We start from the raw sequence: 13,819 nt of genomic DNA, 5'->3' as shown, positions 1-13,819 counted from the left end.
TTTCTTTGGGCAGCAGAGTAGGGCGGTTGCCGCGCGACGAGGGCGTCATCGATACGTGCTGAACGACTCAGGCGACGGCGAAAAGGCGTCGGGTAAAAAAAATCCCGGCCTTTCGCCGGGCAAACGATACGCCATTCAACGTATCGGAGCGTTCGGCCAATTAACACCGTGTGAGCGGGCAACGACACGACGCTGTTGCTTGCGGTAACGCCGGCACAGCGTTCGAGCTGTGCCGGCGTTAAGTGATGCCTGCAGCGTGATGCTTGAGACTGAAGCTTAGACTGCCTTCTTGGCCGAGCGCGATGCTTGTGCAGCGGCTTGCGAAGCTGCCTTCGATGCGGCCGTTGCGGCTGCATTGAAGTTGCTTTCAGCGATTTCGACAGCTTGCTTGGTCGCCTTGTGCACCGTGTCGTACGTGGTGTTGGCAGCCGTGATAGCCGACTTCAGGACGGCGACAGCGGTTTCCGAACCAGCCGGTGCATTCTTTGCGACATTCTCGACGAGCGATTGGACCTTGCGGTTTTGCTCTTCGAATTGCGCTTCCGCGACGCGGGTGAATTCACCTTGCGTTGCCGAAACGATCTCATACACGTGGCGGCCGTACGACAGCGCCTTTTCAGCCACCGGCTGTGCAAGGCTTGCTTGCAGTGCCAGCAATTCTTGCGCGTCCTTGACGGACAGCGCGCGTTGAGCATTTTCCTGGCTTTCCGCGAGCGTCGATTTCACGACTTGCAGGTTCAGCTCAACCAGCTTTTCGACGCCTTCAAATGCTTTGGTCGTCAGGCCGAACAACGTTTCAAAGTTGGCTTTCTGGGCTGCGGCGAATTGCTCAGGGGTCAGCAGAGTCATGGTTTACGCTCCTGGATCGCGGTCTGTCTGTGCGGACCGCATTGGGTGAATGGTGAGACACATTGGTGCGCCCCGCCGGACCGCGATGAATTGTGCATCGCAGCAATGGTTCCTATTTTAGGATGGTTGCAAAGAATGTCAAGCGCTTTTTGTGCATCGCACAATGTTAAGAAACTGCTGATAAAACATGGTGTTATGCGATCGGCATGACACCCTTGTGACGCAGGTCGATTTAACCGCGCGCACCGCGCCGGTGCCCAATCATGCGGCATTCATTACGGATTTGTAAGGTCAAGTTGGCCGACAAACGCAGGCTAACGCGGGGACGCTAACATTCGGCATTTGTTAAAAAAGTCTTCGGCGGCCGATTCGGTGTAAACCGGAAAGTGTCACGGAACGTTAATGCTTCATGCTGGTCGAATGCGCGTCGGCGGTCTGCAGCAGGCGTTTAACAACCTCGCTGCGCGACTCCGGCGGCGTGCCGTTGCACTGGCAGTTTGACCCGCCCGTGCTCTGACCGTATTTCCCCTGATCAAGGTTGTCTCGAAATTGCCGTTATGCTGGAAGAATCACCTCGATTCCGGCGTATGGCGGCAGGGGCGAGGCGTAACGTGCTGGCGATCGTTTTTTTCGATCGACACTCGGCACTTATTTGTGTTTTTGCGATCGGAGCTTACAAGCCGGTTTAAGGAGCGCGTATAAGTGCTTCAAATTGCTAATTTTTCGTTGTTTTACTACACTTGCGGAAACCTCTCGCCGCTCCCTACCGAACACCCATGAAAACCGACATGTTTTCGTCGCTAAAAGTGATCCACGGCGCGGCCCGCAGCACCGCTCTGTCGGTGGCCGCCTCCATGGTCATCGCGGCGGCGTTCGCCACGCCCGTGAGCGCTTTTGCCGCCACGCCTGATGCACCTGCAAAAACCTCCAAACACGCCAAAGCGGCCAAGAAGCCGGCTGCCGCGCCTGAAAAGGTGTCGGGCAAGGCCTCGAAAGGGACCAAAGGCGCGGCTGCGAAGACCGTAGCCGCCGCTGACGACGACGACGCGCCGCGCGCGGGCGTCAAGCGCAAGCGCGTGACGTACACGTCGAACGGCCGTCACCATTCGGTGGTGCGCCGCATCGCGTATGAACCGCGTCCGCCGAGCGTCGGCCAGGCTTTCGGTCTGCACGAAACGCCGGACGCGCTCATGCTGCGCTCGAGCGTCGCCTACGTAATCGACCAGAATTCCGGCGAATCGCTGTTCGACAAGAACTCGCGCGCCGTGGTGCCGATCGCGTCGATCACCAAGCTGATGACCTCGATGGTGGTGCTCGACTCGAAAGAGCCGATGACCGACCAGATCGAAGTCACGGACGAAGACCGCGATTACGAAAAGAACACCGGTTCGCGTCTGTCGGTGGGCTCGGTGCTTTCGCGTGAAGACATGCTGCATATCGCATTGATGGCGTCGGAAAATCGCGCGGCCGCGGCGCTGTCGCGTTATTTCCCGGGCGGCCGTCCGGCGTTCCTCGCGGCCATGAACGCGAAGGCCAAGCAACTCGGCATGACCGACACGCATTTTGAAAACCCCACGGGTTTGACGAGCCAGAATGTGTCGAGCGCGCGCGACCTCGTGAAGATGGTCAACGCGGCCTACCAGTATCCGATGATCCGCAAGTTCTCGACCGATCACAGCTACGAGGTGTACACCGGCAAGCGCTCGCTGGCGTACAACAGCACCAATGCGCTGGTGCGCAACCCGACGTGGGACATCGGTCTGCAAAAGACCGGCTTCATCAACGAAGCGGGTGAGTGCCTGGTGATGCAGGCCACCATTCATGGCCGTCCGATGATCATGGTGCTGCTCGACTCGTCGGGTAAGTACTCGCGGTTCGCGGACGCCACGCGTCTGCGCACGTGGCTGGACAACGGCGGCGGCGAGGCGCGCATTACCAGCGCGGACGCCGGCGGACCGGGTACCTGAAGTGTTGGTTCAGTGGCCGGTTTCCGGACCGGCCGCATGAAAACAAAAAAGCCTCGCAGTTGCGAGGCTTTTTTCTTGAGCGTAAGCCCAGCGCCGGGCTTACGCGTGATGGCTATGCGAATGGTCCTGCGCGGGTTGCGGCCGATAGCCGAGTGACGCGGAGATCATCAACGCGGTCTGGCTAAGCTGGCCAATCCAGGAGTCTTGCAAGCGATCCGCCGGCGCCGACAGCGACAGGCCGGCGACCAGCTTGCCGGTGTCGTCGTAAATGCCGGCGGCGATGCAGCGCACGCCGAGTTCCAGTTCCTCGTTATCACGCGCGCAGGCCTGTTGGCGCACGTTCGAGAGCTCGCGCTCCAGTTTGGTCAGGTCGGTGATGCTGTTCTGCGTGTGGCCCGACAAGCCGGTGCGTGTGGCGTAGGCCCGCACGCGAGTGGATTCGTCGGCGGCGAGGAACAGCTTGCCCACCGAGGTCAGATGCAACGGCGCCCGTCCGCCGATCGCTCGCACCACCTGCATGCCGGAACGCTCGGAATATGCGCGCTCGATATAGACGATCTCGTCGCCCTGACGCACCGACAGATTCACCGTCTGGCCCGTCTGCCGATGCAGTTCGCGCATCGGCGTGAGCGCCGCGTCGCGCACCGACAGCCGCGCCTTGACCAGATTGCCCAGTTCGAGCAGGCGCATGCCGAGACGGTAAGTGCCGGGATCCGACCGGTCGACCAGCCGGCACATCACCATGTCGTTCAGGATGCGGTGCGCGGTGGACGGATGCAGCTCCGTGCGGATGGCGAGTTCTTTCAGGCTGACCGGGTCGCTATGCGCAGCGAGTGCGTCGAGCAAGCGCATCATGCGTTCGATCACCTGGATCGAAGTTTTGGGATCCGGGTTCGTATCGCTCATGGGAGGAATCGGTTGACGCGTCAAACAGCGGAAATTGATTGTATCCCGTATTGTGAAAAGAAGGAAAGCAGTTGGAACGCCTATTCCAATTTAAGTGGATTTCGCCCTATGCCTTCTGGCCGTTGGTATTGTGCGGCAAACAGCGGATAATCAGGGACGTTTTCCCGAAGGAGGGCTCATGCGAGTCGGATTGTTCGTTACCTGCCTGATCGACCTGATGCGTCCCGAGATCGGTTTTTCGGTCATCAAGCTGATCGAAGGCGCCGGTTTCGAGGTGGTGGTGCCACCTGCCCAAACCTGTTGCGGGCAACCGGCGTACAACTCGGGGGAGCGGCGCATAGCGCGCGATCTGGCCGAGAAGACCTTGCGCGAGTTCGAGCAGTTCGATTACGTCGTGGTCCCGTCCGGTTCGTGCGGCGGCATGATCCGCGCGCATTACGGCGACCTCTTCGCCGACGATCCTGAGTTGATGAACCGTTTCGGCCGGCTACGCGCCAAGGTGTTCGAACTGACCGATTTCCTCGTGAATGTGGCCAAGGTGCAATTGCAGCCGGGCCAATTCGCGGGTCAGGTCACGTACCACGATTCCTGCTCCGGGCTGCGTGAGCTTGGCGTGAAGGCGCAGCCGCGCGCCCTGCTGGCGCAGGTCGGCGTGACAGTGAACGAGATGAAGGACTGCGAGCATTGCTGCGGCTTCGGCGGCACCTTCGCGGTCAAGTACGGAGACATCTCCACGGCGATCGTCGACGAAAAGTGCGCGAATATCAGTGCCAGCGGCACCGGCACGGTGGTGCTCGGCGACCTTGGCTGCATGCTCAATATTGAGGGCCGTTTGCGACGCACCGGCGACGCCACCACGCGGGTGCTGCACATCGCGCAGGTGCTGGCCGGCGACGTGTAACGCTGCCTGCCGCATTATCGCCGTTTTCAGATGCGCGCTTGAGTCGTACTTCACTCGCGCTTCGCCCGCTTCGCCCGCTTCGCCCGCTTCGCCCGCTTCGCCCGCTTCGCCCGAATACGCATAAGGCCGCCATGCAAGTCCAATCGATGCAATTCAAGGCACGCGCTGGTCAGAAACTCGCCGACCAGCGTCTGCAGCAGAATCTCACCAAGCTGTCGACCAAGTTCGTGTCGGCCCGCGCCACGGCCATGACCGCGATCGATTTTCCGGCCACGCGCGCGGCGCTGAAGGAGCGTCGCAACCGCGCGCTGGAGAATCTCGACGTGTGGCTGGAAACCTTCGAGCGCGAAGCGGCCCGGCGCGGCGTGACGGTGCTGTTCGCCGAGACGACCCAGGAGGCCGCGCGGCTCGTCGGCGACATTGCGCGCCGGCACGAGGTGAAGAAGGTGATCAAGACCAAGTCGATGGTCACCGAAGAAATGCGCCTGAACGAAGTGCTCGGGCAAATGGGCGTGCAATCCATCGAAACCGATCTGGGCGAGTACATCCTGCAGATCAACGACAACGAGCCGCCGAGCCACATCATCGCGCCGGTCGTCCATAAGGATAAGGACGAGATCGCCGACCTGTTCGCGAAGACTCACAACCGGCCGCGCCTGACCGAAATCACCGACATGACGCGCGAGGCGCGCGAGATGCTGCGTCCGCATTTCATGACCGCGGACATGGGCGTGACGGGCGGCAATTTCGTGGTGGCGGAAACGGGTTCGGTCGTGCTGGTCACGAACGAGGGCAACGAAGGCATGTGCACCGTAATGCCGCGTGTGCATGTGGCGGTGACGGGCATCGAGAAAGTGCTGCCCACGCTCGAGGATCTGGCCACGGCGATGCGTCTCTTGCCGCGCTCGGCAACCGGGCAGGCCACCTCGAACTATTTCTCCGTGTTGACGGGGCCGCGCGGCGAGGGCGACCAGGACGGTCCTGAGCATATGTATGTGGTGCTCGTCGACGGCGGGCGCACGGGGCTGATTGGCGGCGACTTCCAGGACATGCTGAGGTGCATCCGCTGCGGCGCGTGCATGAACCATTGCCCGGTGTATCAGAAGGTGGGCGGCCATGCGTATGGCTGGGTGTATCCGGGCCCGATGGGGTCGGTGTTGACGCCGAGCTATGTCGGCATCGACAAGGCGCTGGATTTGCCGCAGGCCGCGACCTTGTGTGGCGAGTGCAATAGCGTGTGCCCGGTGGGCATCCCGCTATCCGATCTGTTGCGCAAGCTGCGCGAGAAGCAGGTGGAGCGGCATCTGCGGCCCTGGAAAGAGCGCACCGGGCTTGCCGTGTGGGGATTTCTGGCACTGCATCCGGATGCTTACGCACTGTTCACCAAGCTGGCCGTGCGAGTGCTGGAACGCATGGGCGGAAGGAACCGGTCGATCGCCAGATTGCCGCTGGGCGGTGCGGGCTGGACCAATACGCGGGATATGCCCGCTCCGGTCGGTCGGACGTTCAGGGAGTTGTACGCGGCGCAGCGCAGTCATATCGGCTGAGCGGGCGTTGTTGGGCGAGGCGCGCCAACGTCTCTTTCTATTCAGGCGGCATCAAGCGTGAGGCGGCGATTTCGGCATCGCGCTGCCAGGGTCGTCGAACTGTGCGGCCGTCCGCGTGATGTTGCCGGAGTGGCGCTCACGCTGCATCCGCTAAAATTAGAGCGCGGTATGCAGGCGCCTCAGCACACGCATACCGCGCCAGCAAAGCATCAAGCAGCTTGCCCAGATCAGTGATCCGTCATCTGGCCCGACTGGCGGCCCGGCACTCCGCGCACGGGGGCGCCACCATTCCCATTGCCACGGCCGCCTCCACTGCCTGCCTGCTGCTGCGGCGGCGGTGGGGGCGGCGGTGGGCTGGCGGCCCCCGGCCGAGGCGCATTCGATCCGCTCGGCCCACGTGGCCCGCCCGCGGCGCCTTGAGGCGGCGGCCCACCGTGCGATCCGCCATTCGGCTGACCGTGCCAACCGCCGTTGTCGCCGTGGTTGCCGTTGTTTCCATAATTGCCGTTGTTCGGTCGGCCCCGGTCCGGATAGCCGCCGTAGCCGGGACCCGGTCCGTAATAGCGCCCCGGCCCGTTGTAGTAACCCGGGCCCGAGTAGTTGCTGTAGCCCATGTAGACGTTGGTCTGCGGCATCGCCGGCACGCCGGTGGCGTAGCCGTCGTAATCGTCATAGCCGCTATAACCGCCGCCGTAGCCATTGCTGTACATCGGCGTGCCGTCCGGATAGACCGCGCAGCCGCCGAGCAGGGCGGCGACAGCGAGGCAGGCGAGGGGTGCAAAGCGTTTCATGGTGATGGACCAGTGCGAGATTTCGTTTCTGTAAGACCGCTATTATCGTCATCCGTCGCAAGAGCTTTGTATGTGTTTGTAAGGATTTCTTTTTTGTGCCATGACGAACGTCGACGTCGTGCGCCGCAAACGTGAATTCACTGTTCCATTCAGAGCAACGCTCTATCTCGCGCCAGTGGGTTTTTCCCGATTGTGAATTTCTATAAGATTTCGACTGGGCATAGTGGGTAACGAACTCATCTGCCCCCAATCGGAAGAATCGACATCATGAAAAAGACAATATCGGTGTACTGGCCCCTCGCCATCGTTGTGCCGCTCGCTGCGGCTGCTTATCTGCATATTTGTGGCGACGCCGCGTCGCGCGTCTCGCAAGCACCGCTCGCTGCCGACCAGTTGACGGCTGAACTCGCGCGTGCCGCTTCGTACGGCATGATCGACGACGCCTCGACGTTGCCGGCCAAACCGATGCGCGCCGCCACGGCAATGCCGGCCGCGGAAGCGTCGTAAGCACAAGGTTGAGCGCGACCGGGATCGGCCGCTGTGCCCAACGCCACGCTCGGCCCAGCCGCGCCGGCTCGCGGCGAGATTCCGGCCAGCTTTGTATAATCGCGGCAACATTTATTAACAGTCAGCCTGCGCGCCTCGGGCGCCTGGAAAAGCCCTTGATGAAAACCGTGTCCATCTGCTTTGTCTGCCTCGGGAACATCTGTCGTTCGCCGACCGCGGAAGGGGTGATGCGCCATCTGGTCGGCGAGGCGAAGCTCGGGGAGCGCATCCTGATCGACTCGGCGGGAACGGGCGACTGGCATATCGGCGAGCCGCCGGACGAGCGCGCGCAGTTGGCGGCCGGCAGTCGCGGCTATGAACTCGGCGCCTTGCGCGGCCGCCAGATCGGCGCAGCGGATTTCGGGCGCTTCGACCTGCTGATCGCGATGGACGACAAAAACGTCGCCGCGCTACGCCAGGTCTGCCCTCCGCAGCAACGCGACAAGATTCGTCTGCTGATGGAGTTCGTCCCGGAAACTGACGCTCGCTGGAACGGCGCCCGCGAAGTGGTCGACCCCTATTTCGGCGGCGCGGAAGGTTTCGAGCAGGTGCTGGATCAATGTGAAGCGGCCTGCCGCGGCCTGATTGCGGCATTGCGCCCCCAATTGCTTGCATAGCGTTTGGCGAGCGAGCTTGCCGAGCCTATCCAACAATTAAGCAAATGACCCAAATCGCGGTAGGGATACTTGACTAAATCGCTCATGTATTTATACTTGACAAAACTTGTCGAGAATTGCGGTTCCCACACCATATGAGACTCACCACGAAAGGCCGTTTCGCCGTCACGGCGATGATTGACCTGGCACTGCGCCAGGAGCAGGGCCCGGTGACGCTTGCGGGTATCAGCCAGCGCCAGCACATCTCCCTGTCGTACCTCGAGCAGCTGTTTGGCAAGCTGCGTCGTCACGAAATCGTCGAGTCCGTGCGCGGACCGGGCGGCGGCTACAATCTCGCCCGCCGCGCTGAAGACGTGACCGTGGCCGACATCATCATCGCGGTCGACGAGCCGCTCGACGCCACCCAGTGCGGCGGCAAGGGCTCGTGCGAGGGCACCAAGCAGCACGACGGCCACTGCATGACGCACGAACTGTGGTCCACGCTGAACCAGAAAATGGTCGAGTACCTCGATTCGGTCTCCCTGAAGGATCTGGTCGATCAGCAGCGTTCGCGCGAAGGCGCGCCGGCCGTGCTGCGTGACAGGCGCAACGAAGCGCCGGCGGTCGAACCCGTCCGCGTGGCGCCGAAAGGGCCGAATTCAGTTTTCAACATGGCCGGTTCGTAGGTAGCGGGCAGTCACCGCAGCCTGATAAGAAACCCAGAAGCCAGAGCACATGACGTCCCCGGAGCAATTGATGAACAACGACACTCTCCATCTGCCCATCTACATGGACTACAGCGCGACGACGCCGATCGATCCGCGCGTGGTGGACAAGATGATTCCGTATCTGCGCGAGCAGTTCGGCAACCCCGCATCGCGCAGCCACTCGTATGGCTGGGCAGCGGAGCGCGCAGTCGAAGAAGCGCGTGAGAATGTCGCCGCGCTGGTGAACGCCGATCCGCGCGAAATCATCTGGACCTCGGGTGCCACGGAGTCGGACAACCTGGCCATCAAGGGCGCTGCGCACTTCTACAAGAGCAAGGGCAAGCACATCATCACGGTGAAGACCGAGCACAAGGCCGTGCTCGACACCTGCCGCGAACTCGAGCGCGAAGGCTTCGAAGTCACGTATCTGGACGTCAAGGACGACGGTCTGATCGACCTCGAGAAGTTCAAGGCCGCACTGCGCCCGGACACGATTCTGGTGTCGGTCATGTCGGTGAACAACGAGATCGGCGTGATCCAGGACGTCGAGGCGATCGGCGAGATCACTCGTGAAAAAGGCATTATTTTCCACGTCGACGCGGCGCAAGCCACCGGCAAGATTGCGATCGACCTGCAAAAGCTGAAGGTCGACCTGATGTCGTTCTCGGCGCACAAGACGTACGGCCCGAAGGGCATCGGCGCGCTGTATGTGCGCCGCAAGCCGCGTATCCGTATCGAAGCGCAGATGCACGGCGGCGGTCACGAGCGTGGCATGCGTTCGGGCACGCTGGCTACACACCAGATCGTCGGCATGGGCGAAGCATTCCGTATCGCGCGTGAAGAAATGGCGACGGAGAACGAGCGCGTTCGCATGCTGCGCGACCGGCTGCTCCGCGGACTGTCGGAAATGGAAGAAGTGTATGTGAACGGCGACATGGAAAAGCGTGTGCCGCACAATCTGAACATCAGCTTCAATTTCGTCGAAGGCGAATCGCTGATCATGGCGGTGAAGGATGTGGCAGTGTCGTCGGGCTCGGCCTGTACGTCGGCTTCGCTGGAACCGTCGTACGTGTTGCGCGCGCTGGGCCGTAACGACGAGCTGGCGCACAGCTCGATCCGCTTCACGGTGGGCCGCTTCACGACCGAGCAGGATGTCGATTACGTGATCAACCTGCTGAAGACCAAGATTTCGAAGCTGCGCGATTTGTCGCCGCTGTGGGAAATGCACAAGGACGGGATCGATATTTCGACCATCCAGTGGGCAGCGCACTGACGCGCCGTTTGGACGACGTCGAATTTATCGAATTGCGAATTGCAGGTTGAAACGAATCAAGGAGTGTCATCATGGCTTATAGCGACAAGGTTCTGGACCACTACGAAAACCCGCGCAACGTCGGCTCTTTCGCGAAAGACGACGACACGGTCGGCACCGGCATGGTCGGCGCACCGGCATGCGGCGACGTGATGAAGCTGCAGATCCGCGTGGGCGCGGACGGCATCATCGAAGACGCGAAGTTCAAGACGTATGGCTGCGGTTCGGCAATTGCGTCGAGTTCGCTCGTCACCGAATGGGTGAAGGGCAAGACGCTCGATCAAGCCATGTCGATCAAGAACACGCAGATCGCCGAAGAACTGGCGCTGCCGCCGGTGAAGATCCACTGCTCGATCCTCGCGGAAGACGCGATCAAGGCGGCGGTCGCCGACTACAAGCAACGCCACGGTGAAGCAGTCGTCGCAGACGAAAAGCAACACGCTTGATCAAGCGGCGAGCGCGGCGCGGATTTCAGGTGAATCGAAACGGACGGCGCGAAGTGAATGAGCCGTCCGGCACGAGCGATATTTGATGCAGGCAGGGTAGCAGCGCGTGAGCAGGTAGAGGCTTGACCGGCACGCTCTGCGCAATGAGAAACGCTATGGCAATTACGTTGACCGAAAAGGCAGCACAGCACGTCCAGAAGTATCTGAACCGGCGCGGTAAAGGCGTCGGCTTGCGCGTCGGCGTGCGCACCACCGGTTGCTCCGGCTTGGCTTACAAGCTCGAGTACGTGGACGAACTCGCGCCCGAAGACGAAGTGTTCGAATGCAACGGCGTGAAGCTCATTGTCGACCCGAAGAGCCTCGCCTATATCGACGGCACCGAACTCGACTTCGCACGTGAAGGACTGAACGAAGGCTTCAAGTTCAACAACCCGAACGTGAAGGACGAATGCGGTTGCGGCGAATCGTTCCGCGTGTAAATCGGGACATTCCGCGTGCAGCGGATCAAAGGCGGCGCGGGCCGCCTTTTTAGTTTGATCCGCGCATTCGCCTGTGCCGCTACGCTCTGCTTCGTCGAGCCGTATTTTTAGACTGCACTCCGGTGCGCTTTCCTGAACGGACTTCTTCTATCCGATGGCCTCGCTGAACGACAGCCACTTCGACCTGTTCGATCTGCCGGCGCAATTCGCGCTCGACGCATCAGCGCTCGATCACGCCTACCGCACGGTCCAGGCGCAAGTGCATCCGGACCGCTTCGCCGCGGCCGGCGATGCGCAAAAGCGCATTGCGATGCAATGGGCGACGCGCACCAACGAGGCGTATCAGACGCTGCGCGATCCGTTGAAGCGCGCCACCTATCTGCTGCATCTGCGCGGCATCGACGTCGGCGCGGAGAACAATACGGCGATGGAGCCGGCGTTCCTCATGCAGCAGATGGAATGGCGTGAAGGCATCGAAGATGCCGCAGCGGCGAAGAACGTCGATGCGCTCGACGCCTTGCTCACCGAACTGCGCGACGAAGAACGCATGCGTTTCGACAAGCTCGGCGCCTTGCTCGATAGCGGCGTGAATCAGGCCGCGGGCGAGGCGGTGCGGCAGTTGATGTTCATCGAGCGGGTGGCGTCGGAAATCGGCACGCAGATCGAGCGGCTCGAGAACTAGCGAGTCCGAGCTGTGCGTCGTGTATCGCCGGCACGAACGCGGCGGTAGCGACCCGAGGCGCCGTAGCATTACAACCAGCAACGCGAAAATTCAGGACGGGGCCGAGCGGCCCCGAGAAGATCCAGATGGCCTTACTGCAAATCTCCGAACCCGGCATGGCGCCGGCGCCCCACCAGCGGCGTCTGGCGGTCGGTATCGATCTCGGCACCACCAATTCCCTCGTCGCGGCCGTGCGCAGCGGCGTGCCCGACGTGCTGCCCGACGAAGACGGCCATGTGCTGCTGCCGTCGGTGGTGCGCTACCTGGAAAAGGGCGGCCGCCGTATCGGCCGCACGGCCAAGGCTGAGGCGGCGAGCGATCCGCGCAACACGATCGTTTCGGTCAAGCGCTTCATGGGCCGTGGCAAGGCGGAAGTGGAGGGCGCCGAAAACGCGCCCTACGATTTCATCGATGCACCCGGCATGGTGCAGATCCGCACCATCGACGGCGTGAAGAGCCCGGTCGAAGTGTCGGCCGAAATCCTCGCGACGCTGCGTCAGCGTGCCGAAGACTCGCTCGGCGACGAACTGGTCGGCGCTGTGATCACGGTGCCCGCTTACTTCGATGAAGCCCAGCGTCAGGCGACCAAAGACGCCGCGCGTCTGGCCGGCCTGAACGTGCTGCGCCTCCTGAATGAACCGACCGCGGCCGCGATCGCCTACGGCCTCGACAACGGTTCCGAAGGGCTGTACGCCGTCTACGATCTCGGCGGCGGCACTTTCGACCTGTCGATTCTCAAACTCACCAAGGGCGTGTTCGAAGTGCTCGCGGCCGGCGGCGACTCCGCGCTCGGCGGCGACGATTTCGACCACGCGCTGTATCGCCATGTGCTGGAGCAAGCCGGCATCGCGCCGCAAACGCTCGCACCCGAAGACGTGCGCCTGCTGCTGGACAGCGTGCGCGACGCCAAGGAGGCGTTGTCGGACGCACCGAGTGCGAAGCTACAGGCCGCGCTCTCGAACGGCGCTCAGATCGATCTGACGATCGACGAGGCCACTTTCGAGGCCATCACGCAGACGCTGGTTCAGCGCACGCTGGGCCCGACGAAAAAAGCGCTGCGCGACGCCAAGGTCACGACGAAAGAAATCAAGGGCGTGGTGCTGGTCGGCGGCGCGACGCGCATGCCGGTGATCCGCCGCGCGGTCGAGTCGTTCTTCGGCCAGCCGCCGCTGATCAATCTCGACCCGGATCAGGTGGTCGCGCTCGGCGCGGCGATCCAGGCCGATCTGCTCGCGGGCAATCGCGGCGCGGACGGCGACGAGTGGCTCCTGCTCGACGTGATTCCACTGTCGCTCGGCGTCGAGACGATGGGCGGTCTGACCGAGAAGATCATCCCGCGCAATTCGACGATTCCGGTCGCGCGCGCGCAGGATTTCACGACCTTCAAGGACGGCCAGACGGCCATGGCGATCCACGTCGTGCAAGGCGAGCGCGAGCTCGTCAGCGACTGCCGCTCGCTCGCGCGTTTCGAGCTGCGCGGCATTCCGCCGATGGCCGCCGGCGCGGCGCGCATCCGCGTGACCTACCAGGTGGACGCGGACGGCCTGCTGTCCGTGTTCGCGCGCGAGCAGGGCTCGGGCGTGGAAGCGTCGGTGGTGGTCAAGCCGTCCTACGGTCTCGCCGACGACGACATCGCCCGAATGCTCGAAGACAGCTTCTCGACCGCCGAAGTTGACATGCGGGCTCGCGCGCTGCGCGAAGCGCAAGTCGAAGCCCGGCGTCTGGTCGAAGCCACCGACGCCGCGCTCGCCGCCGACGCCGAACTGCTCGACGACAGCGAGCGCGCCGAACTCGACACGCTTCTCGATGCATTACGCAACGTCGCGCAAAGCGACGACGTCGACGTGATCGAAGCCGCCACCAAAACGCTCGCCGAAGGCACCGACGAATTCGCTGCCCGCCGCATGAACAAGGGCATTCGCCGCGCGCTCGCCGGCCGCAAGCTCGACGAGATCTGAGCCTTGCGGTAGCGGCAGGCGGGCCGCTTGGTCGGTCCGCCGTAAAGAACCGAATCGCGGGGGGGGGGGGGGGGGGGTGGGCGGCGGGCCCGC

Annotated in this window: 14 protein-coding genes; 11 read left to right on the top strand and 3 right to left on the bottom strand. The window is 62.4% G+C overall.

All coding sequences use genetic code 11. The features are described 5' to 3' along the window. Positions 1 to 276 precede the first annotated feature (276 nt). A complete protein-coding gene (locus PQR32_RS41375) occupies positions 277 to 849 on the bottom strand; it encodes a phasin family protein (RefSeq protein WP_012433576.1) in 573 nt (190 codons plus the stop codon). A gap of 776 nt (positions 850 to 1,625) precedes the next feature. On the opposite strand from PQR32_RS41375, the gene pbpG reads away from it, so the two are divergent. After that, positions 1,626 to 2,816, top strand: coding sequence for a D-alanyl-D-alanine endopeptidase (gene pbpG / locus PQR32_RS41370; RefSeq protein WP_408241441.1), 1,191 nt, complete (start codon positions 1,626 to 1,628; stop codon positions 2,814 to 2,816). Positions 2,817 to 2,915: 99 nt separating this feature from the next. Here pbpG and PQR32_RS41365 read toward each other — a convergent pair whose 3' ends face one another. Next, positions 2,916 to 3,722, bottom strand: a complete 807-nt coding sequence (locus tag PQR32_RS41365) for an IclR family transcriptional regulator (protein ID WP_408241438.1) — start codon at positions 3,720 to 3,722, stop codon at positions 2,916 to 2,918. A 178-nt stretch (positions 3,723 to 3,900) separates the two neighbouring features. On the opposite strand from PQR32_RS41365, the gene PQR32_RS41360 reads away from it, so the two are divergent. Then, positions 3,901 to 4,623, top strand: a complete 723-nt coding sequence (locus PQR32_RS41360) for a (Fe-S)-binding protein (protein ID WP_408241435.1) — start codon at positions 3,901 to 3,903, stop codon at positions 4,621 to 4,623. A gap of 131 nt (positions 4,624 to 4,754) precedes the next feature. Beyond that, on the top strand, positions 4,755 to 6,170 hold the full coding sequence (locus PQR32_RS41355; RefSeq protein WP_408241432.1) for a lactate utilization protein B: 1,416 nt from the start codon (positions 4,755 to 4,757) through the stop codon (positions 6,168 to 6,170). 227 nt (positions 6,171 to 6,397) lie between these two features. Here PQR32_RS41355 and PQR32_RS41350 read toward each other — a convergent pair whose 3' ends face one another. Beyond that, positions 6,398 to 6,961 carry a hypothetical protein gene (locus PQR32_RS41350; protein ID WP_408241429.1) on the bottom strand — a complete coding sequence of 188 codons (564 nt, stop codon included), beginning with the start codon at positions 6,959 to 6,961 and terminating at the stop codon, positions 6,398 to 6,400. A 267-nt stretch (positions 6,962 to 7,228) separates the two neighbouring features. Here PQR32_RS41350 and PQR32_RS41345 point away from each other — a divergent pair, with 267 nt between their 5' ends. From PQR32_RS41345 to hscA, 8 genes are all read left to right on the top strand, one after another. Further along, complete coding sequence (locus tag PQR32_RS41345; RefSeq protein ID WP_408241426.1) at positions 7,229 to 7,468, top strand: hypothetical protein; 240 nt, start codon at positions 7,229 to 7,231, stop codon at positions 7,466 to 7,468. 158 nt (positions 7,469 to 7,626) lie between these two features. Beyond that, positions 7,627 to 8,124, top strand: coding sequence for a low molecular weight protein-tyrosine-phosphatase (locus tag PQR32_RS41340; protein WP_408241445.1), 498 nt, complete (start codon positions 7,627 to 7,629; stop codon positions 8,122 to 8,124). A 134-nt stretch (positions 8,125 to 8,258) separates the two neighbouring features. After that, positions 8,259 to 8,789, top strand: a complete 531-nt coding sequence (iscR, locus tag PQR32_RS41335) for a Fe-S cluster assembly transcriptional regulator IscR (protein WP_094783140.1) — start codon at positions 8,259 to 8,261, stop codon at positions 8,787 to 8,789. A gap of 70 nt (positions 8,790 to 8,859) precedes the next feature. Then, positions 8,860 to 10,083: an IscS subfamily cysteine desulfurase gene (locus tag PQR32_RS41330; protein WP_408241423.1), complete on the top strand. Its 1,224-nt coding sequence runs from the start codon at positions 8,860 to 8,862 to the stop codon at positions 10,081 to 10,083. 71 nt (positions 10,084 to 10,154) lie between these two features. After that, the gene (gene iscU, locus PQR32_RS41325) at positions 10,155 to 10,568 is read left to right on the top strand and encodes a Fe-S cluster assembly scaffold IscU (protein ID WP_408241420.1); all 414 of its coding nucleotides are present in this window, start codon (positions 10,155 to 10,157) and stop codon (positions 10,566 to 10,568) included. 155 nt (positions 10,569 to 10,723) lie between these two features. Further along, the gene (gene iscA / locus PQR32_RS41320; protein WP_012433565.1) at positions 10,724 to 11,047 is read left to right on the top strand and encodes an iron-sulfur cluster assembly protein IscA; all 324 of its coding nucleotides are present in this window, start codon (positions 10,724 to 10,726) and stop codon (positions 11,045 to 11,047) included. 154 nt (positions 11,048 to 11,201) lie between these two features. Beyond that, complete coding sequence (gene hscB, locus PQR32_RS41315; protein ID WP_408241417.1) at positions 11,202 to 11,729, top strand: Fe-S protein assembly co-chaperone HscB; 528 nt, start codon at positions 11,202 to 11,204, stop codon at positions 11,727 to 11,729. Between the two features lie 125 nt (positions 11,730 to 11,854). Further along, the gene (gene hscA, locus PQR32_RS41310) at positions 11,855 to 13,726 is read left to right on the top strand and encodes a Fe-S protein assembly chaperone HscA (RefSeq protein ID WP_408241414.1); all 1,872 of its coding nucleotides are present in this window, start codon (positions 11,855 to 11,857) and stop codon (positions 13,724 to 13,726) included. Positions 13,727 to 13,819: the final 93 nt, after the last annotated feature.

Origin of the sequence: Paraburkholderia dipogonis (genome assembly GCF_046027395.1) — a bacterium.
Taxonomy (GTDB): domain Bacteria; phylum Pseudomonadota; class Gammaproteobacteria; order Burkholderiales; family Burkholderiaceae; genus Paraburkholderia; species Paraburkholderia dipogonis_A.
This window is presented reverse-complemented; position numbering and strand designations above follow the sequence as displayed.

Bases quoted from the DNA above. Each gene is read 5' to 3' on its own strand.
- hscA (WP_408241414.1), top strand. From the start codon at position 11,855: ATGGCCTTACTGCAAATCTCCGAACCCGGCATGGCGCCGGCGCCCCAC.
- PQR32_RS41375 (WP_012433576.1), bottom strand. From the start codon at position 849: ATGACTCTGCTGACCCCTGAGCAATTCGCCGCAGCCCAGAAAGCCAAC.
- PQR32_RS41345 (WP_408241426.1), top strand. From the start codon at position 7,229: ATGAAAAAGACAATATCGGTGTACTGGCCCCTCGCCATCGTTGTGCCG.
- PQR32_RS41340 (WP_408241445.1), top strand. From the start codon at position 7,627: ATGAAAACCGTGTCCATCTGCTTTGTCTGCCTCGGGAACATCTGTCGT.
- pbpG (WP_408241441.1), top strand. From the start codon at position 1,626: ATGAAAACCGACATGTTTTCGTCGCTAAAAGTGATCCACGGCGCGGCC.
- PQR32_RS41350 (WP_408241429.1), bottom strand. From the start codon at position 6,961: ATGAAACGCTTTGCACCCCTCGCCTGCCTCGCTGTCGCCGCCCTGCTC.
- iscR (WP_094783140.1), top strand. From the start codon at position 8,259: ATGAGACTCACCACGAAAGGCCGTTTCGCCGTCACGGCGATGATTGAC.
- hscB (WP_408241417.1), top strand. From the start codon at position 11,202: ATGGCCTCGCTGAACGACAGCCACTTCGACCTGTTCGATCTGCCGGCG.
- PQR32_RS41365 (WP_408241438.1), bottom strand. From the start codon at position 3,722: ATGAGCGATACGAACCCGGATCCCAAAACTTCGATCCAGGTGATCGAA.
- PQR32_RS41355 (WP_408241432.1), top strand. From the start codon at position 4,755: ATGCAAGTCCAATCGATGCAATTCAAGGCACGCGCTGGTCAGAAACTC.
- iscA (WP_012433565.1), top strand. From the start codon at position 10,724: ATGGCAATTACGTTGACCGAAAAGGCAGCACAGCACGTCCAGAAGTAT.
- PQR32_RS41360 (WP_408241435.1), top strand. From the start codon at position 3,901: ATGCGAGTCGGATTGTTCGTTACCTGCCTGATCGACCTGATGCGTCCC.
- iscU (WP_408241420.1), top strand. From the start codon at position 10,155: ATGGCTTATAGCGACAAGGTTCTGGACCACTACGAAAACCCGCGCAAC.
- PQR32_RS41330 (WP_408241423.1), top strand. From the start codon at position 8,860: ATGAACAACGACACTCTCCATCTGCCCATCTACATGGACTACAGCGCG.